This is a genomic window from Agrobacterium radiobacter, assembly GCF_040801995.1.
GTDB lineage: Bacteria > Pseudomonadota > Alphaproteobacteria > Rhizobiales > Rhizobiaceae > Agrobacterium > Agrobacterium radiobacter.
The window spans coordinates 1105578-1122366 of record NZ_JBEGHX010000001.1; the positions used below are offsets into that span (position 1 = coordinate 1105578).

Sequence of the window (16789 nt, forward strand, 5' to 3'; positions counted from 1 at the left end):
CTCATGCCACAGTTCGAAACGCATCGCCTTGTCAAACACTCGCCCGACCGCATGTACGACCTCGTCGCCGATGTGGAGAAATATCCGCAGTTTCTTCCCCTTTGCGAGGCGCTCACGGTCCGCTCGCGCAAGGAACGCGACGGCAAGATGCTGCTGGTGGCTGACATGACGGTGGGTTACAAGGCCATTCGTGAGACCTTCACCACCCAGGTGCTGCTGAATCCCGCCGAACGCGCCATCGATGTGAAATATATCGACGGACCATTCAAATATCTCGAAAATCGCTGGCGTTTTGAGGTCTCGGACGAGGGCGGCTCAGCCATTCATTTCTTTATCGACTATGAATTCAAGAACAGACTGCTCGGCGCGGTCATGGGGTCGATGTTCGACCGGGCGTTCCGCATGTTCGCGGAAGCCTTCGAGACCCGCGCCGACAAGATTTATGCCGACCCGGCCTGACTAAGTGCGGTCAGCATTTCGAGCGCTGTCTTAACCGTCGCAAGACGGATTTCGGTGCGACCAATGTCGCCGTAATGCATCTCTTTGTGCAGGCTCTGGCCATTGCGCGCCTTGGCCGCCAGATGCACCAATCCCACCGGTTTTTCCGAAGAGCCGCCACTCGGGCCTGCAATGCCGGTTACAGCCACGGCAAAATCCGCCCGTGAACGGAACAGGGCGCCATGCGCCATCTGCCGCGCCGTCTGCCGGGAGACCGCGCCGAAATTCGCCAGTGTCTCGACGCCAACTCCCAGCATGTCCATCTTGGCTTCATTGGTATAGGTAACGAAACCACGGTCCACGACGGCGGAGGAGCCGGCAATCTCTGTCAGCGCGCCGGCGATCAGGCCGCCCGTGCAGCTCTCGGCTGTCGAGAGCATGAAACCGCGGGCGGTGAAATCGGCGATGATCCGCCGCGCCAGTTCTTCTATGTCAGCGGAAAAAAGGTTCATAGCGGTCTGCCCCGGTAGACGACGGTGGCGGTGGCGATCGCCGCAATGCCCTCCCGGCGGCCGACGAAGCCAATCGTCTCGTTGGTCGTCGCTTTCACCGAGCAGCGCTCCAGCGCGATGCCGAGCATGTCCGAAAGCGCTTCCCGCATGGCCTGGCGGTGCGGACCGATGCGTGGCGCTTCGGCGATCAGCGAAACGTCGGCATTCATGATCGTGCCGCCATTGTCACGCACCACCTTGGCCGCGTGTTCGAGGAAGATACGGGAGGCCGCACCCTTCCATTGCGGATCCGAGGGCGGGAAATGGTCGCCGATATCGCCGGCGCCGCAGGTGGCGAGCAGCGCATCGGTCAGCGCATGCAGCGCCACATCGGCATCCGAATGACCTTTCAGTCTCTGGTCATGCTCGATGAAGATGCCGCAGAGGGTGACGCCATCCCCGGCCTCCAGCTGATGCACGTCGTAACCATTGCCGGTGCGCACGTCGGGCAATCCGTGAGAGAGCTTTTCATCGGCCATGGCGATATCCCGCTTGAGAGTGAGTTTTACGTTGTCGACCGAACCTTCAGTCAGCGTCACCGTCAGCCCGGCCCATTCGGCGATGGATGCGTCATCGGTGAAATCCGTTTTGCCGGAAGCAGCAGCAGCGCGATGCGCGCGAAGAATATCACCGTAATTGAAGCTCTGCGGTGTCTGCGCCGCATAAAGACCCTGCCGGGAAACTGTCTGTACGACGAGGTCGTCAGAGCCGCGCTTCAGTGTATCGGTGACGGGCAGGGCAGGCAGAACGCCGGTGGCGCCAGCCTGATGCAGGGCGATGATGCGTTCCAGCATGTCCACGGCGACGAAAGGCCGCACGGCGTCATGGATCATAACATGCGTCAGCTCTTCCGAGGCGAGCGCCTCCAGCCCGGCCAGCACCGATTGCTGGCGCGTCGCGCCGCCTGTTACGGTGACAATCCGCTCACCCGCATCCAGTCGCTGCAGGACTGGTGACAGCAGTGCTTTATCGTCGGCATGGCTGACGACCACGATGGGGGAGGCGCCATTCCAGCCGAGGAACGTCGCCAATGTATGCTCGATCACGGCCCTTCCGCCGATCGGGCGATATTGCTTCGGCCCTTCCTGTGGCGAGCCTGCCCTTTCACCGCGTCCCGCGGCGACGATGACGATGCCGAGTTTCATAGTACTTTCCTGCATTGGTCATATGCTTTGCGCGCAACCCTTAGCGGTTGACAGTCCTGCTCTAGCGTTTCAAAACCCGGATGGCCAGCCCGATAAGACGCGCATTCGCCCCTGCATGTCGCAGGATCGGTCGTCATTGGCCTTCCAACCTGCACAAATTGCTGCCGACAGCAAAACAGGCAGGCAGTCGCCCAGCAAATAAAAGGTGCAACCCTCTAAAAGTGCTTGGCAACCGCGCAAACACTGTCTAAAAATAATGCAAATAACCCTTCTGCATGAAAGATCATCAATTGCATCTTCCGGAGTTGTCAGAACCGTTCAGCATCGGCTCAGTTACGATCCGTAATCGTGCCGTGCTGGCGCCCATGTCGGGCGTGACGGATCTGCCGTTTCGGCAGCTTGCCTGGCGTTATGGTGCGGGTCTCGTTGTAACGGAGATGGTCGCAAGCCGCGAGCTCGTCGCTAACAGGGGGGAATCCTGGGCGCGGCTGAAAAATGCAGGCATGGTTCCGCATATGGTGCAGCTTGCCGGGCGTGAGGCGTATTTCATGGCCGAGGCGGCGAAGATCGCGGCCGATAACGGCGCCGGCATCATCGATATCAATATGGGATGCCCGGCCAAGAAGGTAACGGGCGGTTATTCCGGCTCGGCGCTGATGCGCGATCCCGATCATGCGCTCTCGCTGATCGAGGCGACGGTCAATGCGGTCGACGTGCCTGTGACGCTGAAGATGCGGCTCGGCTGGGACGAAAACACCATCAATGCGCCTGATATCGCCCGCCGCGCCGAGGCGGCAGGTGTTCAGCTCATCACCATTCACGGGCGCACCCGCATGCAGTTTTACGAGGGACGAGCGGACTGGAACGCCATCCGCGCCGTGCGCGAGGTGATTTCCGTGCCTCTCATCGCCAATGGCGATGTGGAAACGGCCGATGATGTGCGCGAAATCCTGCGCCGATCGGGTGCGGATGCCGTCATGGTCGGGCGCGGCGCACAGGGGCAACCCTGGCTGCCGGCAGTGCTCGCCGGACATGCAGCGCCGCACCGCGACGATATTCCCGCCATTGCCATCGAGCATTACGAGATGATGCTGGAATTTTACGGAAGGGAAGCCGGTCTCCGGCATGCCCGCAAACATCTGGGCTGGTATCTCGACCGTTTCGCGCCAGAGATCGCCACGCCCGACAAGGCTCAAATCATGACATCGCGTGACACGGTGGAGGTGGCCGATCTGCTGCGCTCCGCCTTTTGCAAAAATGCGGGCGAAGCCGCAAGGAAGGCCGCATGAGCGCTGACAAACACAGCCCGGCAGATGCAAACCCGCTCGCCATGGCGGTTCTGAACGCGGTGCAGAACCCCGTCATTCTGGTGGATGCCGAAGGTTTCATTGCATTCGCCAATTGGGAAGCCGAGGCCTTTTTCGGGGCAAGCGCCTCCCATCTCGCCCGTTACCGCGTTTCCACCTTTATTCCCTTCGGCAGCCCGCTTCTGGCGTTGATCGATCAGGTGCGGGAGCGCCGCGCGCCGGTCAATGAATATCGCGTCGATCTGAGTTCGCCACGGCTTGGACAGGACAAGCTCGTCGATCTCTATGTGGCGCCCGTTGTCAGCGAGCCGGGTTCGGTTGTTGTCGTCTTTCAGGAGCGGTCGATGGCCGACAAGATCGACCGGCAATTGACCCATCGCGCGGCTGCCCGTTCCGTAACCGGCCTTGCCTCGATGCTCGCGCATGAGATTAAGAACCCGCTGTCAGGCATTCGCGGCGCTGCCCAGCTTCTGGAGACATCGGTTGCCGATGAGGACCGGGCGCTGACGCGGCTGATCTGCGATGAGACCGACCGCATCGTTTCGCTGGTCGACCGCATGGAGGTGTTTTCCGACGAGCGGCCGGTAGATCGCGTACCGGTCAACATCCATTCCGTGCTCGATCATGTGAAGGCAATCGCCAAGGCCGGTTTTGCCCGCAATATCAAGATTTCCGAGAACTATGACCCGTCGCTGCCGCCGGTCTATGCCAATCGCGACCAGCTGGTTCAGGTCTTCCTCAATCTGGTGAAGAATGCGGCGGAAGCCGTGGGCAACCAGTCGGATGGCGAGATATTGCTGACCACCGCCTACCGTCCCGGCATGCGGCTTTCCGTCGCCGGCAGCCGCGAGCGCATCTCGCTGCCGCTCGAATTCTGCGTGCATGACAATGGCCCGGGCGTTCCGGCCGATCTGCTGCCGCATCTCTTCGACCCCTTCATCACCACCAAGACGAATGGTTCGGGCCTGGGCCTGGCGCTTGTCGCCAAACTCATCGGCGCCCATGGCGGCATTGTCGAATGCGACAGCCAGAACCATCGCACGACTTTCCGCGTATTGATGCCCGTCTCGCCGGAAGTGGCGCTTGACGACATCACCTTGCCGAACACGACAGGAAATGACCTATGACAGCTACGATCCTCGTCGCCGATGATGATGCCGCAATCCGCACCGTTCTGAACCAGGCGCTGAGCCGCGCCGGTTACGACGTGCGCATCACCTCCAATGCCGCAACGCTCTGGCGCTGGGTTTCGGCAGGCGAGGGCGATCTGGTCGTTACCGATGTCGTGATGCCGGATGAAAACGCCTTCGATCTTCTGCCTCGCATCAAGAAGGCCCGCCCGGACCTGCCGGTTCTTGTCATGAGCGCGCAGAACACCTTCATGACCGCCATCAAGGCCTCGGAAAAAGGCGCTTACGACTATCTGCCGAAGCCCTTCGACCTGACGGAACTGATCGCGATCATCGGCCGCGCCCTGTCTGAGCCGAAGCGCAAGCCGGCCAAGCTTGATGACGACATGCAGGACGGCATGCCGCTCGTTGGCCGTTCCGCGGCGATGCAGGAAATCTACCGCGTTCTCGCCCGCCTGATGCAGACCGACCTGACGCTGATGATCACCGGCGAATCCGGCACCGGCAAGGAGCTGGTGGCGCGGGCGCTGCATGATTACGGCAAGCGCCGCAATGGTCCCTTCGTCGCCATCAACATGGCGGCAATCCCGCGCGACCTGATCGAATCCGAACTTTTCGGCCATGAGAAGGGCGCCTTCACTGGTGCGCAGAACCGCTCGACCGGCCGTTTCGAACAGGCCGAAGGTGGTACGCTGTTCCTCGATGAAATCGGCGATATGCCGATGGATGCCCAGACACGCCTGCTGCGCGTGTTGCAGCAGGGCGAATATACGACGGTCGGCGGGCGCACGCCGATCCGGACCGATGTTCGCATCGTTGCCGCCACCAACAAGGATCTGAAGCAGTCGATCAATCAGGGCCTCTTCCGCGAGGACCTCTATTATCGCCTCAACGTCGTGCCGCTTCGGCTGCCGCCGCTGCGTGACCGCGCCGAGGATATTCCCGATCTCGTGCGCCATTTCATCCAGCAGGGTGAAAAGGAAGGTCTGGAAGGCAAGCGTTTCGAGACCGAGGCGCTGGAAGTCATGAAGGCCTATGCCTGGCCGGGCAACGTGCGCGAGCTGGAAAACCTGATCCGCCGGCTGATGGCGCTTTATCCGCAGGAAGTCATCACCCGCGAAATCATCGAGCAGGAACTGCAGTCGGATGTCCCGGACAGCCCGCTCGACAAGATGGCGGTCCGCACCGGCTCACTCACCATTTCGCAGGCGGTCGAGGAAAACATGCGGGATTATTTCTCAAGCTTTGGTGATGGCTTGCCGCCGCCGGGTCTTTACGACCGCGTGCTGCGCGAACTGGAATATCCGCTGATTCTCGCCGCCTTGACGGCGACACGCGGCAACCAGATCAAGGCTGCTGATCTTCTTGGCCTCAACCGTAATACGCTGCGCAAGAAAATCCGCGAGCTTGGAGTTTCCGTGTATCGCAGCTCCCGCCCCAGCTGAGAATGTTGACAAGGCCGCATCTGTCGTTGCATTTTCGCCACATTGTGTTGCTTGGAAAACACTAGGAGGGAGAGAGATTCGTCGAACTGCGGTGAATCTTGCCTGACTTTAGGAATGTGGTGCTGGCTGGCCAGCGATTGGGAGTAGTTGATGCGGAAACCCGCCGCCGAAAACGCCGTTGCTGACGAAGCAGCGGGCATGGTGGTTGCCGATCGCAGGATGTCTTTCGCTCTGCCGGGGCTGGTGCTCGCCGGCGTCGCCCTCGTCTGCGCCATCATTACCCTCTTCGTGCTGCTCGGCGTGACCCCGATTGCGCCGACATCCAACGTCGTCATCGCTTCCGTCGTCATCAATTCTATCTTCGTGATCGGCCTGATCTTTCTGATCGGCCGCGAAATCAACCGCCTGCTGAAAGCCCGGAAAAAGGGCAGGGCGGCGGCGCGTCTGCACGTGCGCATCGTCGTGCTTTTCTCCATCGTGGCGATCACGCCCGCCGTGCTTGTCGCCATCTTCGCCAGCCTGACGCTGAATGTCGGTCTCGACCGCTGGTTTTCGCTGCGCACGCAGTCGATCGTCGATTCGTCGAGCAACATCGCCCAAGCCTATATGATGGAAAATGCCGGTTATCTTCAGGGTCAGACCCTGTCGATGGCCACCGACCTCGACCGCAACCGCGCGCTTTTTTATCTAGACCGCACCGGCTTCGTTGATCTCATGACCCGTCAGGCCAAGGGACGCGGCCTGCTTGGCGCATTTCTCGTGCAGGAGGATGGCGACGCCGTCGCGCAGGCCGATATCAAGACGGAAAAACCGCTTCCCGCCATTCCGCATGACGCGCTTGAAAAGGCCGCCGCCGGTCAGCCGACGTTGATCCCGCCTGGCATCACCAACCTCGTTGGCGCGATTATCAAGCTCGAAGGCATTAGCGGAACCTTCCTTTACACGGTACGCGCCGTCGATCCCAAGGTCATGGGCGCAATGCGGCTGATGGAAGAGAACCGCGCCGAATACAAGGCGATGGAGGCAGGCCGTGCGCCGCTGCAGATCGCCTTTGCGATCCTCTATCTCGGTTTTGCGCTGATCGTGCTTCTGGCGGCGATCTGGACGGCGATCGCGGTCGCCGACCGTATCGTGCGCCCGATCCGCCTTCTCATCAGCGCCGCAGACAGTGTCGCCACCGGCAACATGCATGTGCTGGTGCCCGTGCGCGCCGTTGATGGCGACGTCGGGCGTCTGTCGCGCACCTTCAACAAGATGGTCTCGGAACTGCGCAGCCAGCAGGAACAGATCATCGAGGCGAAAGACGATATCGACGATCGCCGCCGCTTCATCGAGGCGGTGCTGTCGGGCGTTACAGCCGCCGTCATCGGCGTTGACGAGAACCGCAAGATCACCATCGTCAATCCTTCGGCAGAAGAATTCGTGGCGCTTTCGTCCGACCAGTTGATCGGTGCGCAACTGTCGGAGATTGCGCCTGAAATCGAAGAGGTCGTGACCGAGGCCAACACCTGGTCGCGCGGCAACTTCCGCAAGCAGATCAATATCATGCGGCGCGGTAAGGAGCGTACCCTCAATGTGCAGGTGACCCGCGAGGACGCCCGCGACAGCCGCGACAGCTACGTCATCACGCTCGACGACATCACCGATCTTGTCATCGCCCAGCGCTCGACCGCATGGTCCGACGTCGCGCGGCGCATCGCCCACGAGATCAAGAACCCGCTGACGCCGATCCAGCTTTCCGCCGAGCGCATCAAGCGCCGTTTCGGCAAGCAGATCGATGAGAGCGACCGCGCCATTTTCGACCAGTGTACGGACACCATCGTCCGGCAGGTCGGTGATATCGGCCGGATGGTGGATGAATTCTCCGCTTTTGCGCGTATGCCCAAACCGACGAAGGAAAAATCGGACCTGCGTTCGATTTTGAAGGACGCGGCGTTCCTGCGCGAAATCAGCGCCGCCGACACGAAATTCTCAACGGAACTGGGCGACATCCCGCTGGAGGGCATGTTCGATGCCCGCATGCTGGGACAGGCGTTCGGCAATCTCATCAAGAATGCGACGGAAGCCATCGAGGCGGTGGAAGGCGAAAAGCGTCCGGGTAAAATCCTGGTGCGCGCCTCCTTCGACGAGGCCAATTCCCGTTTCGTGGCCGACATCATCGACAATGGCCGCGGCCTTCCCGTCGAGAACCGTCACCGCATTCTCGAACCCTATATGACGATGCGGGACAAGGGCACAGGCCTCGGCCTCGCCATCGTCAAGAAAATCATCGAAGAACATGGCGGGTATCTGGAGCTCCATGATGCCCCGGCCGAATTCGACCATGGCCATGGCGCCATGATCCGAGTGCTGCTGCCCTATATCGAGGCGGTCGGCAGCGAAAATAACAAGGAAGCAGCATATGGCGTCTGATATTCTGGTCGTGGATGACGAGGCGGACATTCGCGAAATCGTAGCGGGCATTCTTTCCGACGAGGGACACGAGACCCGCATGGCGTTCGACAGCGACAGCGCGCTGGCCGCCATTTCGGAACGGGTGCCGCGCCTGATCTTTCTCGATATCTGGATGCAGGGTTCGAAGCTCGACGGTCTGGCGCTGCTGGACGAAATCAAGAGCCGCCATCCCGAGATTCCTGTCGTCATGATTTCCGGTCACGGCAATATCGAAACCGCCGTCAACGCCATCAAGCGTGGCGCTTTCGACTTTATCGAAAAGCCGTTCAAGGCCGACCGGCTGATCCTGATCGCCGAGCGGGCGCTGGAAAACTCCAAGCTGAAGCGCGAGGTTCAGGAACTCAAGAAGCGCACCGGTGACGCGGTTGAACTCGTTGGCGCATCACTTGCGGTGTCGCAGCTTCGCCAGACCATTGACAGGGTGGCCCCCACCAACAGCCGCATCATGATCCTTGGCCCCTCCGGTTCCGGCAAGGAGCTGGTGGCGCGCATGGTGCACAAGAAATCCTCACGCGCCACGGGACCTTTCGTGGCGCTCAATGCCGCGACGATCACGCCCGACCGCATGGAAATCGCGCTTTTCGGCACGGAAGGCCTGCCCGGACAGCCACGCAAGGTAGGCGCCTTGGAAGAAGCCCATCGCGGCGTGCTTTATCTCGACGAAGTCGGCGAAATGCCGCGCGAGACGCAGAACAAAATCCTGCGCGTGCTGGTCGACCAGCAATTCGAACGTGTCGGCGGCGGCAAGCGGGTGAAGGTGGATGTGCGCATCATTTCCTCGACCGCCCACCATCTCGAAAGCCTGATCGCCGAAGGCCAGTTCCGCGAGGACCTCTATCATCGCCTCGCCGTGGTGCCGGTGAAGGTGCCGGCGCTTTCGGAACGGCGCGAAGATATCCCCTTCCTCGTAGACATGTTCATGCGGCAGATTTCCGAACAGGCTGGCATCCGTCCGCGCAAGATCGGGGATGACGCCATGGCCGTTCTCCAGACCCATGACTGGCCGGGCAACATCCGCCAGCTCCGCAACAATATCGAGCGGCTGATGATTCTGGCACGTCCCGAAGGCGGCGAAGCGCCGATCTCGGCCGACATGCTGCCGGCGGATATTGGCGACATGCTGCCGAAGATTTCGGCGCAGGGCGATCAGCACATCATGACCCTGCCGCTGCGCGAAGCGCGTGAAATGTTCGAGCGGGACTACCTGATGGCCCAGATCAACCGCTTCGGCGGCAATATTTCGCGCACGGCGGAATTTGTCGGCATGGAACGGTCGGCGCTGCATCGCAAACTGAAATCTCTCGGCGTATAAGGAATCTAGGCGCTTTGCCGTAACCGATTATTCCGTCAGAGAGACAGCATGAAAGTCATCATTTGCGGCGCAGGGCAGGTGGGTTACGGCATCGCCGAACAATTGTCGCGGGAGGATAATGAGGTATCTGTCATCGATACCGCTGCGCCGCTTATTACCGCCATAACCGAGACGTTGGACGTGCGCGGTTATGTCGGCCATGGCGCCCATCCCGACATGCTGGCCAAGGCCGGTGCCGACCAGGCCGACATGATCATCGCCGTTACGCTGCATGACGAGATCAATATCGTCGCCTGTGAGGTGGCGCATGCGCTCTTCAGCGTGCCGACCAAGATCGCCCGCATCCGCGACCAGAGCTATCTGAAGCCGGAATATGCCGATCTCTTCAGCCGCGAGAACATGTCCATCGATGTGACGATTTCTCCGGAAGTTGAAGTCGGCAAGATGGTACTGCGGCGTATCGCTTTTCCGGGCGCAACCGACGTTGTGCGGTTCGCGGAAGATACGATCTACATGCTGGCCATCGAGTGCATGGAAGATTGCCCTGTCATCAACACACCGCTGCAGCAACTCTCCAGCCTCTTTCCCGACCTCATCGCCACGGTGGTTGGCGTTTACCGGGATGGTATCCTCAAGGTGGCGCATTCTTCGGAACAGTTGCGGGTGGGCGACCTTGCCTATGTCATCTGCCAGCGCCAGCACGCCCGCCGTACCTTAAGCCTCTTCGGTCACGAGGAGCAGGAAGCGCAGCGCATCGTGATTGCGGGTGCCGGTAATATCGGCCATTTCGTCGCGCACAAGATCGAGGAGATGCAGCCGAAGACGCGGGTGAAGATCATCGAGTCGGACCGCGACAGGGCGGTTGCCGCATCTGAGCAGTTGAGCCACACCATCGTCATGCATGGTTCGGCGCTCGATCAGAAAATCCTGATGCAGGCCGATATTCAGGACGCCGACCTGATTGTAACGCTCACCAACAATGACCAGACCAATATTCTGGCCGCCGTCATTGCAAAGCAGCTCGGCTGCAAATCGAATCTGGCGCTCTTGAACAGCACGTCATTCCACGATGTCGCCCGTTCTCTGGGGCTCGATGCCTATATCAACCCCAGGGCCGTGACGATCTCCCGTGTGCTTCAGCACGTGCGCAAGGGTCGCATCCGCTCTGTCTACGCCGTCCAGCGCGGTTCGGCGGAGGTAATCGAGGCGGAGGCGCTGGAGACATCGCCGCTGGTCGGCCAATCCTTCCGCGACATCGATATGCCCGAAGGCGTGCGCATCGGCGCGATCTATCGCGACGGTGTGGTGATCCGTCCTGACGGCAGCACGAAAATCAAGGCGAAGGACCGTGTCGTGCTCTTTGCATCCGCCGATGCGGTGCGCGACGTGGAACAACTTTTCCGTGTTTCGATACAATATTTTTGACTGTCCCGAATCGAAAATGCGGGTCAATACTCGTACCCGTCAGGCTGTTTTGACCGTTGCGGAACGGAACATGATTTGATACCAGAGTTTGAGGTCAGCCAAGCGGGGGACAAGACTTGGCCGGCTTATTATTGATTGATTATTTTCCGGTATCCCTGCCGGCAAAAAAGAAAGAAGCGGCGCTATGGCGGAACGTTCTCAAAACCTTCAGGATCTCTTCCTCAATACCGTTCGTAAGCAGAAGATTTCGCTCACGATTTTCCTGATCAACGGCGTCAAGCTGACGGGCGTTGTCACCTCCTTCGACAATTTCTGCGTGCTTTTGCGCCGTGACGGTCATTCGCAGCTGGTCTACAAGCATGCGATCTCCACCATCATGCCCGGCCAGCCGATGCAGATGTTCGAAAGCGAAGAAGGCGCGGCCTGATCGGCTCCCTCGACGGATATTCGATATAGACTGACCCGGACCGGGAACATTTCCCGTTCCGTCAGGTTAATTCCCATGGCCGCCCGCGCGGATGCGGTCGGCCGCAATCTTCTTTCTGGATAAGGCTGAGCCCATTTCGACGCGCGACACTTCGAACGAATCGATCATTCCGGAGCAGGAAAAGCGCCGCGACGACATGCGCGCGGTTGTCCTCGTGCCCGTCCTCAAGCAGCAGCGCGAAAATCGCGATGCGGCGGCAGGCCCCGTCGCTCCCGGCCGCTCCGTTGAAGCCAAGCTTGAGGAAGCCAAGGGTCTGGCGCTCGCCATCGATCTGGAGGTGACGCAGGGTCTCATCGTTTCGGTGAACCAGCCGCGCCCGGCGACATTGTTCGGTACCGGCAAGATCGAGGAAATTGGCCATCTGCTCGATGAGACGGATTCCGGCCTGGTGATCGTCGATCATCCGCTGACCCCGGTGCAGCAGCGAAATCTCGAAAAGCAGTGGAATGCCAAGGTTATCGACCGCACGGGTCTCATCCTTGAAATCTTCGGCCGCCGCGCCTCCACCAAGGAAGGCACGTTGCAGGTTGATCTCGCGCATCTGAACTACCAGAAGGGCCGCCTCGTCAGAAGCTGGACCCACCTTGAGCGCCAGCGCGGTGGTGCGGGCTTCATGGGTGGTCCGGGTGAAACTCAGATCGAGGCCGATAGACGATTGCTGCAGGATCGCATCGTAAAGCTCGAGAAGGAGCTGGAGCAGGTGGTGCGCACCCGCCAGCTTCACCGCGCCAAGCGCCGCAAGGTGCCGCATCCGATCGTGGCGCTGGTCGGTTACACCAATGCCGGTAAATCCACGCTGTTCAACCGCATCACCGGTGCTGGCGTTCTGGCGGAGGACATGCTGTTCGCAACCCTCGATCCGACATTGCGCCGGATGAAGCTGCCGCATGGCCGCACTGTCATCCTTTCCGATACGGTCGGTTTTATTTCCGACCTGCCGACGCATCTCGTCGCCGCCTTCCGTGCAACGCTGGAAGAGGTGCTGGAAGCCGATCTCGTTCTGCATGTGCGCGACATGTCCGATCCGGATAATGCCGCACAGTCTGCGGATGTGCTACGTATTCTCGGCGATCTCGGCATTGACGAGAAGGAGGCCGAAAAGCGCATCATCGAGGTCTGGAACAAGGTCGACCGTCTCGAGCCGGAAGCGCATGACGCCATCATGCAGCGCGCCGAAGGCCGCTCGGATATTCGCGCCGTTTCGGCAATCACGGGTGAGGGCGTTGATGCCCTGATGGACGAGATTTCAAAGCGCCTCTCCGGTGTGCTGACGGAAACGACCGTCGTGCTTTCCGTTGAGCAGCTGTCGCTGATTTCCTGGGTCTACAGCAATTCCATCGTGGATGCCCGTGAAGACCATGAGGACGGATCGGTGGCGCTCGATGTGCGCCTGTCGGAAACGCAGGCCGCCGAGCTGGAGCGCAAGCTTGGTAAAGTTACCATCCGCGAACGCGAGGACTGGGAGCGCTGAGGGCTTCGAGAACGATGGCGGAGCTTCCCTCACGTCACCAGTCTCGGGAGCGCCGGGCGCTCCTATTTTTCGGGCATATCCGGTTGATTAGGACGAAACGGTATCGAGCGAGCGCTCGATGCGTTTTGCCGCCTGCCACAGGTCTTCCATCCGCTCAAGGCTCGCTTCTTCCAGCGTCTCGCCATTTTCGGTGAGCGACGTTTCGATGTGATTGAAACGCCTACGGAATTTCGTATTGGTGCCGCGCAGCGCATCTTCCGGATCGGCTTTGACATGCCGGCCAATATTGACGAGGGCAAAGATCAGATCGCCGAGTTCGTCCGAAACTTTCTCCGGTTTCCCCTCCGCCAGCGCCTCACGCAATTCGGCGATTTCCTCCTCGATCTTGTCGAGAATGGGAGCGGGATCTGACCAGTCGAAACCGGCGCGCGCGGCCTGTTCCTGCAGCTTCAGGGCCTCGGTGAGCGCCGGCTGGCTGCGCTGCACGCCGCCCAGAAACCCGGCCTTGAAATCCTCGGTGATGCCCCGCCGCGCGCGGCGCTCAGCCCGCTCGCGCTTTTCCTCGGCCTTGATCCGGTCCCATTGCAGCTTGACGCTGTCAGGTGTATCGGCCTCGGAAACGGCAAAGACATGCGGATGGCGGCGGATCATCTTCGAGGTGACAGCCTCAACCACGTCGCCAAAGGCGAATTCGCCCCGTTCCTCGGCAATGCGGGCGTGGAAAACCACCTGCAAGAGAAGGTCGCCCAGTTCCTCGCAAAGATCGTCCATGTCCTTGCGCTCGATAGCGTCGGCGACTTCATAAGCTTCTTCAATGGTATAGGGCTTGATCGTCTCGAAGGTTTGCACAACATCCCACGGGCAACCGGTTTCCGGCTGGCGCAGGGCTTCCATGATCTCGATCAGGCGGGAAATATCCTTCGAGGCTTCCATATGTCTCAAACCTTCGTTCTTCGCTTTTTTGCGCATTATCCTGACGGAAAACCGCCTGGAAGGGCTCTAATTCAACGGAATGTCGTTGCCGCTTTTTGACGACTGATAGCTGGTGGAAAGATCGTCATAGGCGGCCTTGATACGGGCCGTCTGCGCCTTCAGCGTGGTTTTCAGCGGATCGTCTTCGCCCTCCACCAGATCGGCGATGAAATACGAGTTCCAGAAGGCATTGTTTCGGCGATATCCGCCCGGCTCCAGCCCGAAAACCTCTTTCAGGATTTTCAGATCGTGCGGGATTGCGAAAGCGTCGCGTGAATCCTCATGGCTGAAAAAGGAATAGAAATTGTCGAAGCCGGCCCAGGTGATGGCGGACATGCACATGGTGCAGGGTTCGTGGGTGGAAAGAAAAATCAGGTCCTTGGTGTTCGGCTTTTCGCCCAGTTCGTAAAACCGCTTCAGCGTGTGCACTTCGCCATGCCAGAGCGGGTTTTCCAGTTCGTTATTGGTCTCCGCTATCACCAGCGACAGATCGGATTTGCGTAGGATAGCCGCACCGAAGACCTTGTTGCCGAGGCTGACGCCGCGCGCCGTCAAGGGCAGAATATCGTGTTCGATGACATCGAGAAGGCGGGCGGCGAGGGTGTGGCTGGTCAAGGGTCTGATCCTTCGTGCCGCCTCAAGGAAAAGCGGTCTTCGCATGGAGAAATCGACGGGTAATCGTTGCTCCTTGTTCGGCGCGGGTACCCGCTTTGTCAAGGGATTCTGAGTGGATTCTCAGGCCTTGCGCAGGCGCGAAAAAGGGCTACCGGTTTGTTTTCCTCCAAAACCGGGGTCTTCGAGAAATAAAAATCCAGGTGTCGGAAAGGCTTGAATTTCTGTTTCTTCAATCTTGCACCGCAATGCGAGATATATGTCCAATGCACAACGAACATGATTTTTCCGCTGCTGGCGACCGCCTTTCTACCTTCCCCGCCTTCTTCCGGGTTGAGGGACGGCAGGTCGCTGTGTTCGGTAATGGTGATGAAGCGTTCGCGAAGGTGAGGCTTCTCGCCAATACCAATGCGCATATCATTGCCTATGCCGACAAGGCGGAAGCGGATTTTGTGCGCTATCTCCGCGAGAACGGCATTGATCATCGGGCTTTGGGTTTCTCCAGCCAGTTGATCGAAGGCGCGACGCTGGTTTTTGCCGCCACCGGGGACGAGGCGCTGGACCGCGAGATAGTTACGGCTGCGCGCGCTAAGAAAATCCTCGCCAATGCGGTGGACCAGCCGGAATTTTGCGATTTCTTCACCCCGGCGCTCGTCGCCCGCGCGCCCGTCGCCATCGCCATTGGCACCGAAGGGGCAGGGCCGGTTCTTGCCCAGATGATCCGCGCGCGTATCGACCAGATGCTGTCGCCGTCGCTCGGCAAGCTTGCCCGCCTTGCCGTCCAATATCGTGACGCCGCCGAGCAGAATGTTCCCAAGGGGGCCTTGCGGCGCAATTTCTGGCGGCGGTTCTTTTCCGGTGCTGTCGCGGATGCCGTTGCTCTCGGCGATACGCTTTCCGCCCGCGATGCCGCTGACCGTCTGCTGCAATCGCCCGAACGCAGCGAAGGTCGTGTCTGGCTTGTCGGCGCCGGTCCGGGTGCTGAAGACCTGTTGACGCTGCGCGCGCAGCGAGTGCTGATGGAGGCCGACGTCATCGTTTATGATGCGCTGGTGCCGCAGGCGATCGTCGATATGGGCCGCCGCGATGCCGAAAGACTGTCCGTCGGCAAGCGCAAGGGCTGCCATACGAAGTCGCAGGACGAAATCAACCGCCTGCTGGTGCGTCTCGGCAAGGACGGCAAGCGTGTCGTGCGCCTCAAATCCGGTGATCCGCTGGTCTATGGCCGGGCGGGCGAGGAAATGGCGGCGCTGCGCAATGCCGGTATCGGCTACGAGATCGTGCCCGGCATCACTTCCGCCTTCGCCGCCGCTGCGGATTTCGAATTGCCGTTGACGCTGCGCGGTGTCGCTTCGTCGCTGATTTTCACCACCGGCCACGATCTGACCGGCGATGTCTTGCCCGATTGGGCACGTCTCGCCGTCTCGGGTGCAACCATCGCCGTCTATATGGGCCGCAGCGTTGCCGCTTCGGTGGCGACACGGCTGATAGAGGCGGGGCTCGGCGTGGAAACGACGGTGGCCGTCATCGAAAATGCCAGCCGCGCGGATCGCCGCCTGCTGCATGGTACATTGAACGATCTGCCCGACCTCGAAGATCGCGACGAACTGACCGGTCCGGTCATGGTCATCATCGGCGATGCGGTGGCGGGCGCCAATTTCGACAGGTCCGAGGCGCTTGCGCTTGGCTCAAAGCCAGCGAACCTCAAACGGGAGTATGCAAATGGCTGACAAGGTTTTGACCGCCAACCGCCTCGGCGATGGTATCGCCGTCTGGCTCGACGCCAATGGCGAATGGACGGAGAACCTGCAGGGCGCGATCGTTGCGCGCCATGCGGAGGCTGTTGCCTCGTTCGAGGAAATCGGCAAGCGCGATTTTTCCGCCAATAAGGTCGTTGACGTGAATGTCGTCGATGTCATTGAGGAGAACGGCAAGCTTTGGCCGACGCGGCTTCGCGAGCGCATTCGCGCCGCCGGCCCGACCATGCACTATGCCAACGGCTTCAAGCCGGCCGATGCAGCATTTATCGCAGTCTGAGGA

At 60.2% G+C, this 16789-nt stretch carries 15 protein-coding genes; 11 read left to right on the forward strand and 4 right to left on the reverse strand.

The genetic code is table 11. The features are described 5' to 3' along the window. Positions 1-3 precede the first annotated feature (3 nt). A complete protein-coding gene (locus MRBLRC7O_RS05600) occupies positions 4-459 on the forward strand; it encodes a type II toxin-antitoxin system RatA family toxin (RefSeq protein ID WP_003502613.1) in 456 nt (151 codons plus the stop codon). Here the strand turns inward: MRBLRC7O_RS05600 and MRBLRC7O_RS05605 are convergent. Beyond that, on the reverse strand, positions 441-950 hold the full coding sequence (locus MRBLRC7O_RS05605; protein ID WP_003502615.1) for a CinA family protein: 510 nt from the start codon (positions 948-950) through the stop codon (positions 441-443). The two genes, MRBLRC7O_RS05600 and MRBLRC7O_RS05605, sit on opposite strands and share 19 nt — an antisense overlap. After that, positions 947-2134, reverse strand: coding sequence for a bifunctional 2-C-methyl-D-erythritol 4-phosphate cytidylyltransferase/2-C-methyl-D-erythritol 2,4-cyclodiphosphate synthase (locus MRBLRC7O_RS05610; protein ID WP_003502618.1), 1188 nt, complete (start codon positions 2132-2134; stop codon positions 947-949). The genes MRBLRC7O_RS05605 and MRBLRC7O_RS05610 overlap by 4 nt, the downstream gene beginning before the upstream one ends. Positions 2135-2409: 275 nt before the next feature. Between MRBLRC7O_RS05610 and dusB the strand changes: the two genes are divergently transcribed. The 8 genes from dusB to hflX all read left to right on the forward strand — a co-directional run bounded on the left by dusB (position 2410) and on the right by hflX (position 13165). Further along, positions 2410-3423: a tRNA dihydrouridine synthase DusB gene (dusB, locus tag MRBLRC7O_RS05615; RefSeq protein WP_060724157.1), complete on the forward strand. Its 1014-nt coding sequence runs from the start codon at positions 2410-2412 to the stop codon at positions 3421-3423. Continuing rightward, positions 3420-4568, forward strand: coding sequence for a two-component system sensor histidine kinase NtrB (locus MRBLRC7O_RS05620; RefSeq protein ID WP_003502622.1), 1149 nt, complete (start codon positions 3420-3422; stop codon positions 4566-4568). Before dusB ends, MRBLRC7O_RS05620 begins: the two co-directional genes overlap by 4 nt. Next, complete coding sequence (gene ntrC, locus MRBLRC7O_RS05625; RefSeq protein ID WP_003502624.1) at positions 4565-6016, forward strand: nitrogen regulation protein NR(I); 1452 nt, start codon at positions 4565-4567, stop codon at positions 6014-6016. The genes MRBLRC7O_RS05620 and ntrC overlap by 4 nt, the downstream gene beginning before the upstream one ends. A gap of 150 nt (positions 6017-6166) precedes the next feature. Continuing rightward, positions 6167-8428, forward strand: coding sequence for a sensor histidine kinase NtrY-like (locus tag MRBLRC7O_RS05630; protein ID WP_003502626.1), 2262 nt, complete (start codon positions 6167-6169; stop codon positions 8426-8428). Further along, positions 8418-9782 (forward strand): nitrogen assimilation response regulator NtrX, encoded by a 1365-nt coding sequence (ntrX, locus tag MRBLRC7O_RS05635; protein ID WP_003502628.1) that lies wholly within the window; start codon positions 8418-8420, stop codon positions 9780-9782. Before MRBLRC7O_RS05630 ends, ntrX begins: the two co-directional genes overlap by 11 nt. A gap of 48 nt (positions 9783-9830) precedes the next feature. After that, a complete protein-coding gene (gene trkA, locus MRBLRC7O_RS05640) occupies positions 9831-11207 on the forward strand; it encodes a Trk system potassium transporter TrkA (RefSeq protein WP_003502654.1) in 1377 nt (458 codons plus the stop codon). Between the two features lie 184 nt (positions 11208-11391). Beyond that, entirely contained in the window at positions 11392-11634 is a 243-nt protein-coding gene (hfq, locus tag MRBLRC7O_RS05645) for an RNA chaperone Hfq (RefSeq protein WP_003496145.1), read from the forward strand. 91 nt (positions 11635-11725) lie between these two features. Beyond that, positions 11726-13165, forward strand: a complete 1440-nt coding sequence (gene hflX, locus MRBLRC7O_RS05650) for a GTPase HflX (RefSeq protein ID WP_170318977.1) — start codon at positions 11726-11728, stop codon at positions 13163-13165. Positions 13166-13252: 87 nt separating this feature from the next. Here hflX and mazG read toward each other — a convergent pair whose 3' ends face one another. Continuing rightward, positions 13253-14098, reverse strand: a complete 846-nt coding sequence (gene mazG, locus MRBLRC7O_RS05655) for a nucleoside triphosphate pyrophosphohydrolase (RefSeq protein WP_035212512.1) — start codon at positions 14096-14098, stop codon at positions 13253-13255. 66 nt (positions 14099-14164) lie between these two features. Continuing rightward, positions 14165-14797 (reverse strand): deaminase, encoded by a 633-nt coding sequence (locus MRBLRC7O_RS05660; protein ID WP_373427964.1) that lies wholly within the window; start codon positions 14795-14797, stop codon positions 14165-14167. Between the two features lie 218 nt (positions 14798-15015). On the opposite strand from MRBLRC7O_RS05660, the gene cysG reads away from it, so the two are divergent. Then, complete coding sequence (gene cysG, locus MRBLRC7O_RS05665) at positions 15016-16479, forward strand: siroheme synthase CysG (protein ID WP_003502659.1); 1464 nt, start codon at positions 15016-15018, stop codon at positions 16477-16479. Beyond that, complete coding sequence (locus MRBLRC7O_RS05670; protein ID WP_003502661.1) at positions 16472-16786, forward strand: DUF2849 domain-containing protein; 315 nt, start codon at positions 16472-16474, stop codon at positions 16784-16786. The genes cysG and MRBLRC7O_RS05670 overlap by 8 nt, the downstream gene beginning before the upstream one ends. Positions 16787-16789: the final 3 nt, after the last annotated feature.